16 protein-coding genes and 4 pseudogenes are annotated in these 14,833 nt (G+C 72.1%); 7 read left to right on the plus strand and 13 right to left on the minus strand.

All coding sequences use genetic code 11. The features are described 5' to 3' along the window. Positions 1-66 precede the first annotated feature (66 nt). Positions 67-492 (minus strand): hypothetical protein, encoded by a 426-nt coding sequence (locus tag ACIRFH_RS10310; protein WP_403518826.1) that lies wholly within the window; start codon positions 490-492, stop codon positions 67-69. Positions 493-607: 115 nt separating this feature from the next. On the opposite strand from ACIRFH_RS10310, the gene ACIRFH_RS10315 reads away from it, so the two are divergent. Then, the gene (locus ACIRFH_RS10315) at positions 608-988 is read left to right on the plus strand and encodes a hypothetical protein (protein WP_403518828.1); all 381 of its coding nucleotides are present in this window, start codon (positions 608-610) and stop codon (positions 986-988) included. A 191-nt stretch (positions 989-1,179) separates the two neighbouring features. On the opposite strand, the gene ACIRFH_RS10320 is transcribed toward ACIRFH_RS10315, so the two are convergent. Then, a complete protein-coding gene (locus ACIRFH_RS10320; RefSeq protein WP_403518830.1) occupies positions 1,180-2,187 on the minus strand; it encodes a helix-turn-helix domain-containing protein in 1,008 nt (335 codons plus the stop codon). A gap of 308 nt (positions 2,188-2,495) precedes the next feature. Between ACIRFH_RS10320 and ACIRFH_RS10325 the strand changes: the two genes are divergently transcribed. Continuing rightward, positions 2,496-2,903, plus strand: a complete 408-nt coding sequence (locus tag ACIRFH_RS10325) for a hypothetical protein (RefSeq protein ID WP_403518832.1) — start codon at positions 2,496-2,498, stop codon at positions 2,901-2,903. A gap of 82 nt (positions 2,904-2,985) precedes the next feature. On the opposite strand, the gene gvpJ is transcribed toward ACIRFH_RS10325, so the two are convergent. Both gvpJ and ACIRFH_RS10335 read right to left on the minus strand, forming a co-directional pair. Further along, positions 2,986-3,351 carry a gas vesicle protein GvpJ gene (gvpJ, locus tag ACIRFH_RS10330; RefSeq protein WP_403518834.1) on the minus strand — a complete coding sequence of 122 codons (366 nt, stop codon included), beginning with the start codon at positions 3,349-3,351 and terminating at the stop codon, positions 2,986-2,988. Between the two features lie 128 nt (positions 3,352-3,479). Continuing rightward, positions 3,480-3,785, minus strand: a pseudogene (locus tag ACIRFH_RS10335) (polyphosphate kinase 2); the annotation flags it as partial. A 430-nt stretch (positions 3,786-4,215) separates the two neighbouring features. Here ACIRFH_RS10335 and ACIRFH_RS10340 point away from each other — a divergent pair. Next, positions 4,216-5,229: an urea transporter gene (locus ACIRFH_RS10340; protein WP_403518837.1), complete on the plus strand. Its 1,014-nt coding sequence runs from the start codon at positions 4,216-4,218 to the stop codon at positions 5,227-5,229. 788 nt (positions 5,230-6,017) lie between these two features. On the opposite strand, the gene ACIRFH_RS10345 is transcribed toward ACIRFH_RS10340, so the two are convergent. The 6 genes and pseudogenes from ACIRFH_RS10345 to ACIRFH_RS10370 all read right to left on the minus strand — a co-directional run bounded on the left by ACIRFH_RS10345 (position 6,018) and on the right by ACIRFH_RS10370 (position 8,985). Continuing rightward, a complete protein-coding gene (locus tag ACIRFH_RS10345) occupies positions 6,018-6,140 on the minus strand; it encodes a hypothetical protein (RefSeq protein ID WP_403518839.1) in 123 nt (40 codons plus the stop codon). 576 nt (positions 6,141-6,716) lie between these two features. Beyond that, complete coding sequence (locus ACIRFH_RS10350; protein ID WP_403518841.1) at positions 6,717-7,157, minus strand: DUF6010 family protein; 441 nt, start codon at positions 7,155-7,157, stop codon at positions 6,717-6,719. Then, the gene (locus ACIRFH_RS10355; RefSeq protein WP_403518844.1) at positions 7,154-7,456 is read right to left on the minus strand and encodes a DUF3817 domain-containing protein; all 303 of its coding nucleotides are present in this window, start codon (positions 7,454-7,456) and stop codon (positions 7,154-7,156) included. The genes ACIRFH_RS10350 and ACIRFH_RS10355 overlap by 4 nt, the downstream gene beginning before the upstream one ends. Continuing rightward, complete coding sequence (locus ACIRFH_RS10360; RefSeq protein WP_403518846.1) at positions 7,453-7,923, minus strand: DUF2269 family protein; 471 nt, start codon at positions 7,921-7,923, stop codon at positions 7,453-7,455. Before ACIRFH_RS10360 ends, ACIRFH_RS10355 begins: the two co-directional genes overlap by 4 nt. After that, complete coding sequence (locus ACIRFH_RS10365) at positions 7,920-8,237, minus strand: hypothetical protein (RefSeq protein ID WP_403518848.1); 318 nt, start codon at positions 8,235-8,237, stop codon at positions 7,920-7,922. Before ACIRFH_RS10365 ends, ACIRFH_RS10360 begins: the two co-directional genes overlap by 4 nt. A 59-nt stretch (positions 8,238-8,296) precedes the next feature. After that, a pseudogene (locus ACIRFH_RS10370) lies at positions 8,297-8,985 on the minus strand (DJ-1/PfpI family protein). 197 nt (positions 8,986-9,182) lie between these two features. On the opposite strand from ACIRFH_RS10370, the gene ACIRFH_RS10375 reads away from it, so the two are divergent. From ACIRFH_RS10375 to ACIRFH_RS10390, 4 genes and pseudogenes are all read left to right on the plus strand, one after another. Next, positions 9,183-10,121 carry a GlxA family transcriptional regulator gene (locus tag ACIRFH_RS10375; protein WP_403518850.1) on the plus strand — a complete coding sequence of 313 codons (939 nt, stop codon included), beginning with the start codon at positions 9,183-9,185 and terminating at the stop codon, positions 10,119-10,121. A gap of 223 nt (positions 10,122-10,344) precedes the next feature. Further along, positions 10,345-10,704: a hypothetical protein gene (locus ACIRFH_RS10380; protein WP_403518852.1), complete on the plus strand. Its 360-nt coding sequence runs from the start codon at positions 10,345-10,347 to the stop codon at positions 10,702-10,704. Positions 10,705-10,764: 60 nt separating this feature from the next. Continuing rightward, positions 10,765-11,037 (plus strand): annotated as a pseudogene (locus ACIRFH_RS10385) (transposase family protein); the annotation flags it as partial. Positions 11,038-11,478: 441 nt separating this feature from the next. Continuing rightward, positions 11,479-12,012 carry an EF-hand domain-containing protein gene (locus ACIRFH_RS10390; RefSeq protein ID WP_403518854.1) on the plus strand — a complete coding sequence of 178 codons (534 nt, stop codon included), beginning with the start codon at positions 11,479-11,481 and terminating at the stop codon, positions 12,010-12,012. A gap of 149 nt (positions 12,013-12,161) precedes the next feature. Here the strand turns inward: ACIRFH_RS10390 and ACIRFH_RS10395 are convergent, their stop codons facing one another. From ACIRFH_RS10395 to ACIRFH_RS10405, 3 genes and pseudogenes are all read right to left on the minus strand, one after another. Further along, entirely contained in the window at positions 12,162-13,067 is a 906-nt protein-coding gene (locus ACIRFH_RS10395) for a class I SAM-dependent methyltransferase (protein WP_403518856.1), read from the minus strand. 80 nt (positions 13,068-13,147) lie between these two features. Continuing rightward, positions 13,148-14,254 carry an NAD(P)-dependent alcohol dehydrogenase gene (locus ACIRFH_RS10400; RefSeq protein ID WP_403518857.1) on the minus strand — a complete coding sequence of 369 codons (1,107 nt, stop codon included), beginning with the start codon at positions 14,252-14,254 and terminating at the stop codon, positions 13,148-13,150. A gap of 2 nt (positions 14,255-14,256) precedes the next feature. Further along, a pseudogene (locus tag ACIRFH_RS10405) lies at positions 14,257-14,739 on the minus strand (aldehyde dehydrogenase family protein); the annotation flags it as partial. Positions 14,740-14,833: the final 94 nt, after the last annotated feature.

Here is a 14,833-nt window from a genome sequence, read left to right on the forward strand (position 1 = left end):
GCGGCGTCCCACGCGCATGCCGACGGCACGACGGCCCGGGGCCGGCGCAACCGGCTGCCGTGACGCTCAGCGCGTGGTGATGTCGCAGGCGGTGCCGTCCGTGGCGGCGTGGAGTCTGTCCGGGTGGGCCGCACTACGGAGGGCGGTGATGCGGCCTTCGGTGTCGAACGCGCCGTAGGCACCGATCGCCTCGGACAGAGCGAGGCCGGGTACGTACTCCGTGGCCAGCCACGGTGATTCGGCGTCCGGATCGGCGGCGACGACGCGCGCCAGGCCGGGACCCGCCACACGAGCGGCGAGCCGGGTCTCCCGGCGGAAGCGCCGCCGGAACTCGTCGTCCGTCGCGTACTCGGGGTGAACGACCTTGACCGCGACCCGTTCGCCCCGCCGGTCGACCGCCAGGTACACCCGGCCCATGCCGCCCTCGCCGAGCCGTGCGAGCAAGCGGAAACCGGCCAGTACCCGTGGGTCCTGTTCGGTCAGTTCTCTCATGTCCCCCGGGTCCTCATACGTCGATGCCGCCAAGTCATTGGCACGGTACCCGTCAGGTGTCAGCAGCGGATGCCGTTGCTCGCGGTCCGGTCCCGCACCGTGAATGAGCTGGGTCGTGGGCCGAGTCGAGGAGCCTCGGCGCCGACCGGTCGCGTACGGCGAGGGCCTGACCGGCAGGGTCCGCGGCCTCGGTGCGGGCCCCGTCACCGCGGCACTGGACCTGTACGGCACGGACACGGTGCGCGTCGCTCGCGAGTCGGGGGTGCCGGACGGTCGCCTCTGCGCCATCGCCGGCCAGGACGCCGGAGTCCCTGCCGCCGACGGCGCCAACGCCGCACCCGACGCTCTCGAGGACATCGCGCGCCTTGTCGCAGCCGGCCGTCTGCGTGTACCCATCGCGGCGACCTTCCCCGTCGAGGACGTCCGCGCCCACCACTGGATGCTCGGCGACGGAATGGTGCACGGGGTCCGGCTGCGCGGCGGGCGAGGCCGATGAGGTGTTCGGTGGCCTCCCGCGCGGCCCGCTCGTTGTCGATGGCGACGCGTGACACCTGTGCCGTGAGTGATCGGTCATGACGACGGGAGCGGACGGGCCAGGACTCCGCCCGCGAGGCGGAGCCCTGGCTTCCCCCCGTCCCGTCCATCGTGGCGTGCGGAGGCGGCCGTGAATTGGCGTTACGTGTGCGGTTACTTGTCGTTCAGCGCAGCCCGTCGCGTGTCCGGTGCACCGCGCAGTGCCGTCTGCCGCAGCTCTCGCGGCGGCACGCCGTATCTCGCGCGGAACGCCCTGCTGAAGTCCGGCGGGCGCAGGTACCCCCAACGTGCGGCGATGGCGCTGATGGAACGTCGTCGCAGCCGGGGGTCGGTGAGGTCGGCGTGGCAGCGTTCCAGCCGGCGCCGGCGTATCGAGGCCGCGACGGTCTCCCCCTCGTCCCGGAAGAGGGCGTGCAGGGAGCGCACGGAGATGTGGTGGTGTGCGGCGATGGCCGCCGGACTCAGGTCCGGGTCACCGAGGTTGTGATCGATGAAGGTGTTCACGCGGGCCAGCAGGGCCTGACGGCGGGTCTCGGCAGGGAGTTCGCCGTCGGCTCCGATGTGCTCCGCCAGGCAGGCACCCGCGAGGTCGAGCGCCGTCGCCCCCAGTCGGCCGAGTGCGCCCGGTTCGCAGTCGGGGCCGTAGGTGTCCAGCGTCGTCACGAACCGGGCGAGGATCGCGCCCAGGCCGGAGCGGGCCGACAGGGGCCGGGCGAGGAGCCGGTCGACCTTGTGGGGCGGGAGCGGGAGCCGTTCGCGGGGCAGTTGCAGGATGTGTGCCTGGGTGTGCCGGCCCTGGTCGGGGACCGCGCCCTCGAACGGGTGCGAGCTGTCCCAGAGCACCATGTCACCGCACACCAGCCCGGAGTCCTGCCGGCGCTGGCTGATCCACAGGGGAGCGCCGGAGACGAAGGTGAGCTGGTACGTGGCCGGATCCGCCCGCCGTATGTCGGCCCCGGTGCGCTTCAGACGCGCCGGTGGGCTGTCGAACGCGGCCAGTCTCACGGTGCCGAGGTCGAGCAGGCCCACGCTGGCGGGGAAGTCGGAGTCGGCCTTCGCGCTGCTCAGGGTGAGGGGGGCCAGTTCGCGGCAGAGCAGGTCGGCCCAGAAGGGGAAGCGCTCCTGGGCGGGCAGTTCCTCGCTCGACACGTTCAGCCACATCGTCACTCCCGGGTACCACAGCTGCGATGACCATCCCTGGGCCGGGCCGAGGCTGCCCGGCCCTCTGAGGCTATTCCCTGCCCCGGCCGGTTGACGCTCCGTCTCGAGCACGTGTGCGACACGGGCGCCCCGCATCGCGTACGCCTCCATGAGGAGGGGGCCGGGCGCGGCCGGCAGGCTGCAGCCGGTCAGGGCGAGCCGGTCGGCGGGGGCGGAGCGGCCTGCTCCGACGACGGTGGCGGCACCGGCTGCGGCCAGCGCTCAGGGCTGCCTCGGTCCCGGCACCCGACCGGTGCGATCCTGTGCGCATGAACTCGCTGGGCGACGCGCAGTTGCGCACCTGGACGTTGCGCCTCATGGACCTCCTCGCGGCGGATCCGCAGGACCAGCTCGTCCGGCTGGACGGGCGTGAGCCGGAGACCGGGTCCGTCGTCGCGGAGGCGGAACTCCTGTGCCGCGTCTGCGAGGAACTCGCCGAGCGGGAGGCCTTCCCGCCCCGGGCCCTGGCTGCCCTTCGGGCTGTCGGCCGACGGCTCGGCGCGATCGACGCCGGCCACCGAGCGGGCCTCTGGTCCGACGCCCTGACGACGGACCCGACTTGGGACGGTGTCCGTGCCCTCGCCCGCCGGTTCCTCCTCACCGTGCCTGACGACTGGCGCCGAACGTCACCGGACACCGCTCGGCGACGGGGGCCTCGGTCCGCTCCCCCTCGGTGAGGGGCACGTTCACCTGCCGTCGCACCCTGGCCGCCGATCTGCGCGTGTGGCGTCCCGACGCCATCGGGACAGGCGGCGGACCCTACCGTGCGTGCCTGTCCTTCCGAGCCTGCTGGAAGGCGTCGGAGATCGTTTCGGCGGCCCCGGACAGGAGTCCCTTCGCCACGCCGCGGGAGCCCGACTCCTTCATGCGTCCCGGGAGTTCGGCCAGGCCGGCCGGCTTGCGCGGTCCGGCCTCCAGGTCGAGGCGGTTGCAGGCCTCGGCGAAACGGAGGTAGGTGTCGACGCTCGCCACCACGATGCGTACGTCGATCTTGAGTATCTCGATGCCGACGAGGGAGACCCGCACGAAGGCGTCGATCACCAGGCCCCGGTCGAGGATCAGTTCCAGCACGTCGTAGAGGCCGCTGGAGCCTCCCCCGCCGCCCTGTTGCACCGCTACGGTCACCGCGAAGCCCCTTTCACGGCTCTCGGCCGCCCGGCGGGCAGCGTCTTTCCTGCGGATTGCCCCGACCCGCTCGCTCAAACGGGTGTGCGGGTCCGAGTGACCGTGGGGGCCGTGCGGGCGTCTCCGGTTCAGTCCTGCCCGGGGTGCAGTCCCGGTCCCTCGCCGTGGCCGGCGAGCGGGGTCGGGGACGGGTCCGCCTGCTCCTCCCCGGGCTCCAGCGGAGTGTCCGCCGCACCGACGACCAGGGTGTCGGGCCTGCCGACCACGTCGGCGTCCTTGGCCGGGTAGTCGCAGCGGTGGAGCAGGCTCCGCATGGCTTCGAGGCGGCCGCGGCGCTTGTCGTCGTCCTTCGCCATCGTCCACGGCGCGTGCGCGGTGTTCGTGGCCCGGACCATGTCGACCTTCGCGGTCGTGCAGTCGTCCCAGCGGTCGAGCATCGAGTGAGCAGGGCCCACCAGCAGCGCACCGTCCGCGCGCCCGCGCGGGCCGGAGGCCGGACCGGGCAACGACGGGCGACCCCGGCCCGGGGGCGTGTTCCGGGGCGCGGCTGGGCGCGAGCACGCGGGCCGGTTCGGGCATGGCGGGCAGGTGGCGGGCGCGGGGCGCAGACATCGCCCAGCCCGAGGCCGGCGCCGGCCCGGTCGCGGTGACCCGGCTTCGGTCATCCGTCGGTTCCGTCCATCCGCCTCAGCACACCCAACAGCAGATATCGTATTACGGAAAGCCGATATCGCTTCACGGAATACATGACTGAGGGGGCGGGACGTGCGACGGTCGGTACGGGCCCGATGGTGGGGGTGTCCGGCTCATGTGCCGGGCTTCTGCACGCAGGTGCTGCGCGGCCTGGGCCAAGTGGTGTTCCAGGTGAGTCCATGGACGGGGGCCGTCTTCGCTGTGGCCCTGTGCATGGCCGACTGGCGGTACGCCGCGTACGCGGTGGGGGGAGCGGCCCTGGGTACCTGGACCGCCCGCGGGCTCGGCGTGCCACGCGATCGGCAGGAGGCGGGTCTCGAGGGCTTCAACTCCGCGTTGTTCGCCCTCTGCCTCGCCGTCTTCCTCGGCCGGGACCGGCCGGCCACGGCACTGCTCGCCGCCGCGGGCTGCATCGTGGTCACCATCGGCACGGCGGCGGCGGTGCGTCTGCTGGGCGTCTGGAACCTGCCGCCGCTGACCCTGCCGTACTGCCTCCTGGCGGTTGCGGTGACCGTCGCCGCGCCCGCCTTCCGGCGGATCTGGCCGTACGGCGACAGTCTCGCCGCGCTGCCCGGCGCGGCCTCCGGGCCGACCGCCCTGCACCCGGGCGACCTGGCGCGGGCGTTCCTCCACAACGTGTCCCAGCTCTTCTTCCTGGAGCGATGGCACGTGGGGGCGCTGTTGCTCGTGGGTGTCTTCCTGGCGAGCCGGACGGCGGGGCTGATCGCCTGCGCCGGCAGCGTGACGGGCATCGTGACCGCCTGGGCGCTCGGGGCGCCCGCCGAACGGATCGCCGACGGCACCATGGGCTACAACGCGGTGCTGGTCGCACTTGCGCTGTGCGGGGTGTTCCTGCCGGCGGCGCCGGCCACGCTGCTGTACGCCCTGCTCGGCGCGGCGACCGCGACGGCTTTGACCCCGGCCGTCGCTGCGCTGCTCGCCCCGTCCGGCGGGCACGCCTTCACCTGGCCGTTCGTGCTGACGACGTTCGGTTTCCTGGCCGCCGCCCGCTCCTTCCCGCGGCTGACCGGCCCGGACCGTGCCCAGAACCCCGGTCCGGCACTGGGTCTCCGTCGTCGCACCGGTCGTCGCCCTTGCCGGGGATCGTCCGTGCAGGCCGGACGTCGATCGACCGGGCACGAAAGCGGGACGGACGCGAAAGGGAGCCGGTCGCGTGCGCGGTGAGCACGATCACGCCTCACTCACCCAGGAACGGGGTCCGGAACGGGCGACGGCGGGCGGCCCCGGCCACGGGGGCGTGGTGTCCCCGGCCACGGGGGCGTGGTGTTCCGGGGCACGGGGCCGGCGGTCGGCGGCGGACTCCGGCTCCGCCGCTGTGCCGAAGCTCGACGGCTGTCACCGGACGTGCCGATCGACGTGGGTGAAGCTGCGGGATGAAGGAGGTGGTCGTCACCACTCACGCGCGCTGCTCGCCACCTGTGAGCGGTGCTCAGCCGTTCTGTCTCTGCTGTCCGGTGAAAGCCACTCGGGTAGCAGACGGCGGCTGAGGGCTGTGCAGGGCCCAGGCCGACTGGCCGGATTCATTCGCCAAGGTCGATCGGGTGCGGGAGCGGCTCCCACTCCGGCAGCCAGTCAGTGGCCGTCCCGCCGGGCAGCGCGAGGTAGAGCCAGTCGCTGAAGGTGAGGTCGGTCTCATACGAGCCTGCCAGGCCGCGGCGGAACGCCGAGACGGTCCAGGACCCGCCCTCACGGGCAACCTGGGCCGTCCGCCCGGGCCACGGGCGTCGGCCTGCGCGGTCCTGGCGTGAGCCTGCGGCTGGTGGGCCACCCAGGGTGCTGTACAGGGTGCTGCGCCGTCCCGCCGCCCGCCGTCGGGCCCTCACGGGGTGAGCTGCCCGCGGATCAGGCCGTGGGCGAGCCGTACCGTCGCGAGCAGGTCCTCGCGGGGCGCGCCGAGCCGGAAGGCAGCTCGTTGCCGTCGGCCAGAGCCTTCTGCCCCGCCGGGTCAGGTTTCAGATCGGATGCCGTCCGTCCTTGCCCTTCGTCCCCGCCAGCCCCGGCGCCGTCGGCTTCTTCATCGCCCTGCGCGCGTACGACCGGCCGTCGGCATCCTCCGCCGCGATCACCTGGGCCATCTGCCGCACCGTGGCTGTCCGTACGCTCCCCAGCGTCCGCAGCGCATCGGCCCGCACCTTCCTGGTCCGAGTGGACTTCTTCCCCTTCGCCGACGTCTCGGGGGAAGGGCGCAAGGTGTCAGCGTGCCGATGGACCCCTTGTCGGGCGGTGTGAACAGCGGTGACGGACACGACGCTGGAATCGTTCGCGGCACCGTACACGGCACTGGGTCCCGGGCCTCCCACAGGGCGTTCGGCACCCCTTGACCAGGTCGGGCGGGGTTCCGGACGGAATCCCCACCACCTGCCAGAGGTAGGGCGAAAGCTGACGTCGTGACACTCCCCCGGACGCCTTTGCCGATCCGTGAGCATCAGACAGGTGGGGCGCAGAGCTCGGGGACGACCGCGACTGGCGCAGCAGCTCACGCGCCGTACGGTTCCTCGCGCAGCACCGCGGAGTGAGCGGCAACGCGAAGCCGACCGGTTCGTCCCGGACTTGTTCCGCACCCCCTCTTCGCGTCGTCTTCGGGCGGCGTCCAGACCTCGATCAGGTCTGGACGCCGCCCGGTCTGCCCGTCAGATGCAGGCGCGGTCCGGTCAGGAGGCGGCAGAGGCGTGATCGTGTGCGCGGTCTGTCGTCCGGCCGGTCCTGAACCCGCGGCGGGCGAGCGTGATCAGGGAAGGGCCTCCGCGGAAGCACCACAGGGCGATGGCCGGATCACAGACGGCGCATGCCAGGGACGCGTCGTGGTCGAACGGCAGGATCGGATTGCCCTTGAGATGGTGGGCCACGTCCCAGGCCGTGTGCAGCAGCCAGCCGACGCCGATGAAGGTCCAGGAGTCCAGGCCGCGGTAGGCGACGTAGGCCATGAGCGCGACGAACGGGAGCTCCCACGGGCCGAACCCGCCCCCGCTCAGATAGGCGGCGCCGGCTCCGCCCACCATGATCGCGTTGAAGCGGCGTCGGTGCGGTTCTTCGATCAGGGACATCAACAGGCAGTAGACGATGCCGACGATCACCGGTGACACGAGGTTCATGAGGGGATGACTCCTTCCCCCTGGGGCCGGGCCCGGTCGCCGCGGTCGAGCTGTCGCAGCGCGAGCAGCCCGCCGGCGCCCGGAACGAGGGCCAGGGCCTTGACGGCGGCCCCCGCCTGCTCGAGGCGCCAGGTCGCGATCACGACGAACAGATAGGCGCAGCCGTGGGTGGGGCCCGTCAGGGACGAGATGGGCTTGAGATGGACGGTGAACACGTTGGTCAGCATCACGATCAGGGAGATCAGCTCGGCGTGAGCCGCGATGCGCAGATGAGGCGCGGGCCGGAGGTTCATGGTCATGCCCCGGTGGTGGAGCCGGGACGGATGACCATCAGCACGGTGACGGTGGCCCAGAGGAGATTGAAGACGCCGGTGACCATGGCGAGGCGGCCCGGGGTCAGGGAGGTCGGCGCCGGCGGCTGCGCGGCGGAACCCGTCGTCTCGGCCAGAGCGCCGTCCTGGGCGGGCAGGATCAGGAGTGCCAGTACGCCCGCGGCCGTCGCGGTCAGCAGGATCGAGGTGATCAGCCAGGCGTCGCCGAGGACACCGAGACTGCTGGCCGTGGCGAAGCCGAAGAGGGGAACCGCGATGCCGATGCCCGCGTAGATCCGGCAGATGCGGTGCAGCGTCCGCAGAGTGGTGCGGGCGTCGTCGGAGTCGCCGAGGGCGCGGCGCAGTACCGCGGGGAACATGCTCGCGGCGACGGTGACCGGGCCCACGGCGATGATGGCGGCCAGGACGTGCAGGGACAGAAGGATCTTGGTCACGCCTGGTGCTCCGGGGTGGTCCGGCGTTCGCCGGTGACCTTCGAGGACGAAAGGCGACCGGCCTTGGAGGCGCCCCGGAGGGTGTCGGCGTTCCCTGTCATGTCGAATGTCATGTTCAGACGCATGGGTTCGGTGGTGGCCTGCTTCCAGGTGAGCCGGTCGCCGACGAGGGTGATGTCGGCGGGTGTCGCTTCCTCGCCGGCTCCGTGGGCGACGCCGGTCAGGACGCCGTCCTGCTCACGGAGTTCGACCACGGCCTTGATCTTGCCGATGGAGGTGGAGACGGACAGGTTCCAGGTGCCTTCGACGGGCATGCTGATGTTCTTCCTGACTGTGCACGGAGGGAGCGATTGATCTGCGAAGGGCCGGATGCTCAGAGGGGGGTGGGCGTCAGTCCCTGCGCGCGCCGGACGGTGCCGCGCCGCTCGTGGGAGAAAAGCTCCTCGACGGCGTGCGCGACGCAGGAACCCGCCTCGTGCTCCAGTGGGTACAGGCCCCTGTCGGGACCGGAGGTCACGCCGGCGCCGGTGATCAGGTCGCCGTCGTCCACGATGCGGGCGCGGACCGCGTGGGCGCCGGTGGCGTCCAACAGGTCGAGACCCATGTGGTGGGTGGTGGCGTGGCGTCCCTCCAGCAGGCCGGCCATGGCCGGGACGAGTGGGCCGCCGCGAACGGTGGCGACGGTGATGTCCGGGTCGCCCCTTGTCCGCTCGAGAAGCGCGGGGAGTTCGGTGGTCGGCGTGCGGCCCAGCAGTATCGGGATGAACTCGTCCCGCTTCCACTCGCCGGCGCCCACCTCTTCCGCCGGGCCCCCGCCGGGTTCGCCCACGTGGCCGGAGGCGTCGGGCGCCAGAAGCATGTCGGCGCGCTCCGGGTCGAGGGCGCCGACGGCGTGCGGCGTCGGTCCTCCGGTGCCACTGACAATCTCACGAGGGCCCTCTGCGGTGACCAGCTCGACGGTCACCGCGCCGTCCGACGCCGGGCCGTCGGCGTACAGCACCTCGTAGGGGGAATGGCATCGAGCGGGTCGAAGCCATCGAACAGGACGACCTGGATGTGCATGGACGTTCCTTCGGGGTCGGTCTCCATCGGGACGCTCCGAAGTCAACCGGCTCTCCGCGTGCTCGCCCAGTGGCACTAGTGACAGGCTTCAACGGGATAATGCCAAGACCCTCTCGAAGGGTGTGAGCTGCGGTGACATGGAGCTTCCAGCGCACCGGCCCGGATCCGCCAAGCTGATGGGGAGGTACGTTCTCGCCATGCATACGGTTGCCGTTCTCGCGTTGGATCAGGTGATCCCGTTCGACCTGTCCACCCCGATCGAGGTCTTCTCCCGGACCCGCCTGCCCGACGGGCGGCCCGGCTACCAGGTCCGCGTGTGCGCGGAGCGCGACGAGGTCGACGCCGGATCCTTCACCCTGCGTGCCCCCTGGGGACTGGAGGGCCTTCAGGGCGCGGACACGATCATCGTGCCGGGCGTCACGGATCTCGCCGCCCCGCTCCCTCCCGCCGTGCACGACGCGCTGCGGTCGGCCGCCGCCGACGGCACCCGGATCGCCTCCATCTGCGTGGGCACGTTCCCCTTGGCCGCCACCGGGCTCCTCGACGGGCTGCGCGTCACGACCCACTGGCGCGCGGCCGGGCTTCTGGCCGCCGCCTACCCGGACATCGACGTCGACCCGGACGTCCTCTACGTCGACAACGGCCAGTTGCTCACCTCGGCCGGCGCTGCCGCGGGTATGGACCTGTGTCTGCACATGATCCGCCGCGACTACGGCTCGGCGGTCGCCGCCGACGCCGCCCGCCTGTCGGTGATGCCTCTCGAACGGGAAGGCGGGCAGGCGCAGTTCATCGTCCACGACCACGCGCCCACACCGCAGGGCTCCGAGCTCGAGGAGCTGCACACGTGGCTGCGGGAGAACCTGGCCCGAGACCTCACCCTTGCCGACATCGCCGAGCGGGCCGGGACCAGCACCCGAACCCTGATCCGACGCTTCCGTGATCACACCGGGACCACCCCGCTCCAGTGGCTGCACCGTGCCCGCGTCCGCCAGGCACAGCACCTGCTGGAAACCACGGAGCACTCCGTGGAGCGCATCGGCTACCAGGTCGGCTTCAGCTCACCCACCACCTTCCGTGACCGCTTCAAACGCACCACCGGCGTCAGCCCGCAGGCCTACCGGCGCACGTTCAGCTGAACCGGTTGCTCCGGCCTCTGCACATCGACTCGTCCGTACGCCGCCTGTGCTGCGAAAACCCGACCTGCCCGAAAGCGGCCTTCGCCGTGCAGGTGCCGGGACCGACCGCGCGTCACCAGCGGCGCACACCGCAGTCGCAGCGCCTGATGGAGGCCGTCGGTGTGGTGCCGACCGGCCGGGGCGGTGTCCGGATGCCGCGCGTCCTCAGCATCACGCTCTCGCGATGCACCGTTCCGTCCCGGCTGATGCGGGCACCGCTTCCGCCACTGGAGACACCTCGGGTGCTGGGGGGGACGACTTCGCGCTCCACGGCGACACCTACGGCACCCTCCTGGTCGACGCAACCACCCGGCTCCCGCTCACACTCCGGGAGGGACGCTACGCGGAACAGCCCAGCCAGTGGCTCCGCGAGTACCCAGGTGTCGAGGCCGCCTGCCACGACGGACCCCTCATCCACCGGCAGGGCATCACCGCCCTCCACACCCCTGGGGTCGGTGAAGGCCGCATCACCGACGTCAAGCTGTGGAAACGCCTCACGGACGACCATGCCGGCGTCCCACTCCCCGCCCCCGCGTCGTTCTGATCGCCCGCCTCCGCCGAGGCTACGCGGACCGGCCCACCGTGTCATCGAGATGATCTCCGGCAAGGCACCGTCGGCGGGACGACCGTGATCGCGTGCGGCGGCTACCGGGGAACCGGTCTGGTCGTTCCGCACCGCCGCGAACGCGGCCGGGCCGAACTTCCGGCCCGGAAGGAGGAACACGACGCCTCCCACCACAAGATCCGCGCCCTCGTCGAGCACGCCTTCGCCCGCGTGAGGCCCTGGAAGATCCCGCGCGACTGCCGTCTCAAGGGCGACGGCGTCCCCCACACCATGCCCGGCATCGCACGCCTGCACAACCTCATCCTCGTCGGACGACAAGAACGGGCAGGCCATCGACCACTCCGGAGATCTTTACGGGACGGCCTTTCGGTGACACCTGTCGCGCTTCGGCTTACATGTCGAACCGAAGCTCAGGAGTTGTCGCCAGCGGGGTCGGACGTGCCGGCGAATGGGGTCGGCCGAAGCGGTCCGGTTGTCACAGACGAGGCATCCGACTTGTCACACACGCTCATTCAGCAGTCCGTCTGTCACCAGAAGCGAAGATCAGGAGACCGCGGCTCTTCATGACGGTTCTATGGGGCATGGCCGCTGCACGCGCTGGGTCGGGAAGGACAGTCGAGGCCGCTGACACCGTGGGCGTTCGGTTGCGTCAACACAGCCGGCAGGGCCTCCTCGTGTGTCCCGACACGGCTGGGTAGAGGCGCTCATCGGGCAGGCCCGGAATCGTCGGGCCGCAGAGGACAGGTGACGGACATGCGAACTGAGGCCGCCAAGCGGGTCGAGCTGGTCTTCTCCCTCTTCGACGCCAATGGCAACGGAGTCATCGACTCCGACGACTTCGACTTGATGACGGGCCGTGTCCTGGAGGCGGCGGCCGCGTCGGACGACGGCGCCAAGGCCGCCGTCCGGGCCGCGTTCCGCCGTTACTGGACGACGCTGGCCACCGAACTGGACGCCAACGGCGACGGTGTGATCACCGTGGACGAGTTCCGTCCGTTCGTGCTCGACCCCGAGCGTTTCGGCCCCACGATCACCGAGTTCGCCGAGGCGCTCGCCGCGCTCGGCGACCCCGACGGGGACGGCCTGATCGAGCGCCCCCTCTTCGTGTCGCTGATGACGGCGATCGGCTTCGAGGAGGCGAACATCCACGCCCTCTTCGACGCCTTCGGCCCGGACGCCGAGGACCGCATCACCGTGGCTACGTGGGCGGCCGGCATCGAGGACTACTACGCGCCGGACATGGCCGGGATCCCGGGCGACCAGCTGGTGACTGCCCGGACCGTCTGAAACGGCCCGTCAGCGGCATCCCCGGGCGTGGGCGGCGACCGCTGCGACGCGACCGGGCCGCCGCCTCCATCGGGACGTCCCACCGGGCGGGGCCTGCGGCAGGCCCCGCCCTCGGCCCCGTGCGGAAGCCGTCGTGAGCGCTGCGGGCGTCATGGCCGGGGCTTGTGCGCGAACACCCACCGGTTTCCCTCCAGTGCGTCGTTCGGCTCGGGAAGGGGGCCACGCCGGTGCCGACGGGTGAAGTCGAAGGGCGTGTACATCGAGGTGGACCAGCCCTTGGCCGTCAGGGCGCCCGCGGAGTCGGGGCGCGGCCCCTTGTCGAAGAGGTGGAGCAGGTCGATGCCGATCTGTTCTCGCGTCGCCGTGTAGATCGGGCTGTCTCGGTACATCAGCAGGTCCTTTTCCAGTTTGGCCTCGAAGGCCAGAGCACTGCCTCCGGTGGTCAGCCTGTCCACCGTGTCGATGAGGTACGTCTCGGTGGGGCCCGGCAGGTAGAAGAGGAGTCCCTCGGCCAGCCAGACGCTCGGTGCGGCCGGGTCGAAGCCGACGGTGGTCAGCGCGCCGCCCCAGTCCGCGCGCAGGTCGACCGCTACGGGGACGCGCTCCGCCTTCGGGGTGGCCGCCAGATCCGTGAGCACTTGGTGCTTGAACCCCAGCACGCCCGCCCGGTCGATCTCGAAGACCGCGCAGCCGGACGGCCAGTCCAGCCGGAAGGCGCGGGTGTCCAGCCCCGCGCCCAGCAGGACCACCTGCCGGGGGCCCGTCCGGACCGACCGGAGCAGGAAGTCGTCGAGAACCCTGGTCCGCAGGCCGAAGTAGCGGGCGAACCGCCCCCACAGCGGGTCGCCGTCCCCGTCCGGGACCTGCTGGATGCGCACCGGCCAGTCCGCGCACGCCGGGGCGGCGCGCACGAAGTGTTCCGCGTAGGCGTCCCGGGCCAGGCTGTCGTGGCGGTGGGTCTCGATCGCCCGTGCCGCGGCGACCAGGAGGGCGGTCAGGCCGACGCCTCCGTCCACCCCTTCCACGCCCCTGTGCTGCGGCGCCGTGCCAGCCATGTCTCCTCCGTCGGCGGGAGTGGGGACCGCGAGCTTCCTGCTCGTCGGATGCGGTGGGTCCGCGGTGCTGCGTGCCGCGCTCACCGGCTCCTTCCGGCCGGGAGCAGAACGGGTTTGACCACGCGGCCGGCGTCGCAGTCGCGCTCGGCCTCGTTGATGTCGGCCAGCGGGTAGGTGCGGACGAGTTGGTCGAAGGGGAAGCGTCCGGCCTGCCAGAGCCGGGTCAGCAGCGGTATCAGCAGTCCGGGGACGGCGTCCCCTTCACAGATGTGACGGATGCTGCGGCCCCGGTCGAGCGTGCCCGGTTCGAGCGGCAGCGCGGTGTGGAGCCGTGCCACCAGACCGAGGCTGCCGGTGGGACGCAGTGCCCGGAGCGCGTCGTTGAGGAGAGGGGCGGAGGCCGTGGTGTCGAGCGCGTACTGCGCGCCGCCGCCGGTGAGCCGTCGGATCCGCTCGGCCAGTCCTGCCGTTCCGGCGGGCAGCGGGATCGCGCCGAAGCGTTCGGCCAGGGCCAGTCGTCGGGGGTGCCGGTCGACGGCCACGGTCAGCGCGCCGGCGGCGGTGGCTGCCATCACCGCGGCCAGACCCACGGCTCCCGCGCCGAGAACGACGAGGGTGTCGCCCGGGGCGGCGGCGAAGGTGTTCAGCACGGCTCCGGCGCCGGTGAGGAAGCCGCAGCCGAGCGGCCCGAGCATTTCGACGGGCAGCGTGGGGTCGACCCGGACGGCGTTGCGGGCCGGGACGAGGGCGTACTCGGCGAAGGAGGACTGGCCGAACCACCGGGGGGCCAGCGCTCCCCCGGCCGCGTCGGTGAGCCGCGGCGCTTCCTCCTCGCGACCCCCGAAGAGGTTGAGGGAGGCGAAGGAGTCGCAGTAGGCAGGGGCCGCGCCGCGGCAGTTGCGACAGTGTCCGCAGGAGTCGAAGCTCAGCACGACGTGGTCACCGACGTCGATCGCGGTGTCCGGGCCACCGCCCGTCCGCACCACGACCCCGGACCCTTCGTGACCGAGCACCGCCGGCAGCGGGCTGCTGCCGGCCGATCGCCGGACCGCGAGATCGGTCCGGCACATCCCGCAGCCGGCGATCTCGACCAGGATCTCGCCTGCGGCGGGTTCCGTCCGCAGGACCACCTCCTCGACCGTGAACGGATCCTCGTACGAGCGCAGTACGGCCGCCTGGAACCTCACCGTCACACCTCCCGCGGACGGTGGACGGCGAACGGCCGTAGGTTGCCGTACAGCCCCCACGGTCCGCCCGCCACGCCGACGCCGCTGTCCTTGACACCCGTGAAGGGCTGGGCGAGGGACGGTTCGGCGTGGTGGTTGATCCAGGCCGTGCCGCATTCGAGCCGGTCGGCCACCGTCTCGGCCCGGTCGAGGTCGGTGTCCCACACGGAGCCGCCCAGGCCGAAGCAGGTGCCGTTGGCGGCGTCGACGGCTTCGTCGAAGCTCCGGTACGGCAGTACCGGCAGGACCGGCCCGAACTGCTCCCGGGTCACCACCGGGCTGTCGGGCGGGACGCCGGTGAGGATCGTGGGGGCGAAGAAGTAGCCTGGCCCGGCCGGCCGGTGACCGCCGGCCGCCGCCCGGGCGCCGTCCGCCAGGGCCCGGTGCGCGGTCTGCTCGACCCGGGCCAGCCGGGGGGCGTCGTTGACCGGTCCCAGCCGGTCGGGGACCTCGGCGAAGACCTCCCCGGTGGCCGGATCGACGACGGTGAGACGCGCGGCCCGGCCTCCGGGGACGCGGGCGGGCTCGGGCTCGGAAGTC

Source organism: Streptomyces sp. NPDC093586 (assembly GCF_044764905.1).
In the GTDB taxonomy this organism is placed as follows: domain Bacteria; phylum Actinomycetota; class Actinomycetes; order Streptomycetales; family Streptomycetaceae; genus Streptomyces.

What these genes read in the sequence shown, in the direction of transcription:
- ACIRFH_RS10390 (WP_403518854.1), top strand. Translation starts at nt 11,479, where the DNA reads ATGCGAACTGAGGCCGCCAAGCGGGTCGAGCTGGTCTTCTCCCTCTTC.
- ACIRFH_RS10365 (WP_403518848.1), bottom strand. Translation starts at nt 8,237, where the DNA reads ATGCCCGTCGAAGGCACCTGGAACCTGTCCGTCTCCACCTCCATCGGC.
- ACIRFH_RS10310 (WP_403518826.1), bottom strand. Translation starts at nt 492, where the DNA reads ATGAGAGAACTGACCGAACAGGACCCACGGGTACTGGCCGGTTTCCGC.
- ACIRFH_RS10355 (WP_403518844.1), bottom strand. Translation starts at nt 7,456, where the DNA reads ATGACCATGAACCTCCGGCCCGCGCCTCATCTGCGCATCGCGGCTCAC.
- ACIRFH_RS10395 (WP_403518856.1), bottom strand. Translation starts at nt 13,067, where the DNA reads ATGGCTGGCACGGCGCCGCAGCACAGGGGCGTGGAAGGGGTGGACGGA.
- ACIRFH_RS10375 (WP_403518850.1), top strand. Translation starts at nt 9,183, where the DNA reads ATGCATACGGTTGCCGTTCTCGCGTTGGATCAGGTGATCCCGTTCGAC.
- ACIRFH_RS10325 (WP_403518832.1), top strand. Translation starts at nt 2,496, where the DNA reads ATGAACTCGCTGGGCGACGCGCAGTTGCGCACCTGGACGTTGCGCCTC.
- ACIRFH_RS10350 (WP_403518841.1), bottom strand. Translation starts at nt 7,157, where the DNA reads ATGAACCTCGTGTCACCGGTGATCGTCGGCATCGTCTACTGCCTGTTG.
- ACIRFH_RS10345 (WP_403518839.1), bottom strand. Translation starts at nt 6,140, where the DNA reads ATGGCCCAGGTGATCGCGGCGGAGGATGCCGACGGCCGGTCGTACGCG.
- ACIRFH_RS10320 (WP_403518830.1), bottom strand. Translation starts at nt 2,187, where the DNA reads ATGTGGCTGAACGTGTCGAGCGAGGAACTGCCCGCCCAGGAGCGCTTC.
- ACIRFH_RS10380 (WP_403518852.1), top strand. Translation starts at nt 10,345, where the DNA reads ATGCACCGTTCCGTCCCGGCTGATGCGGGCACCGCTTCCGCCACTGGA.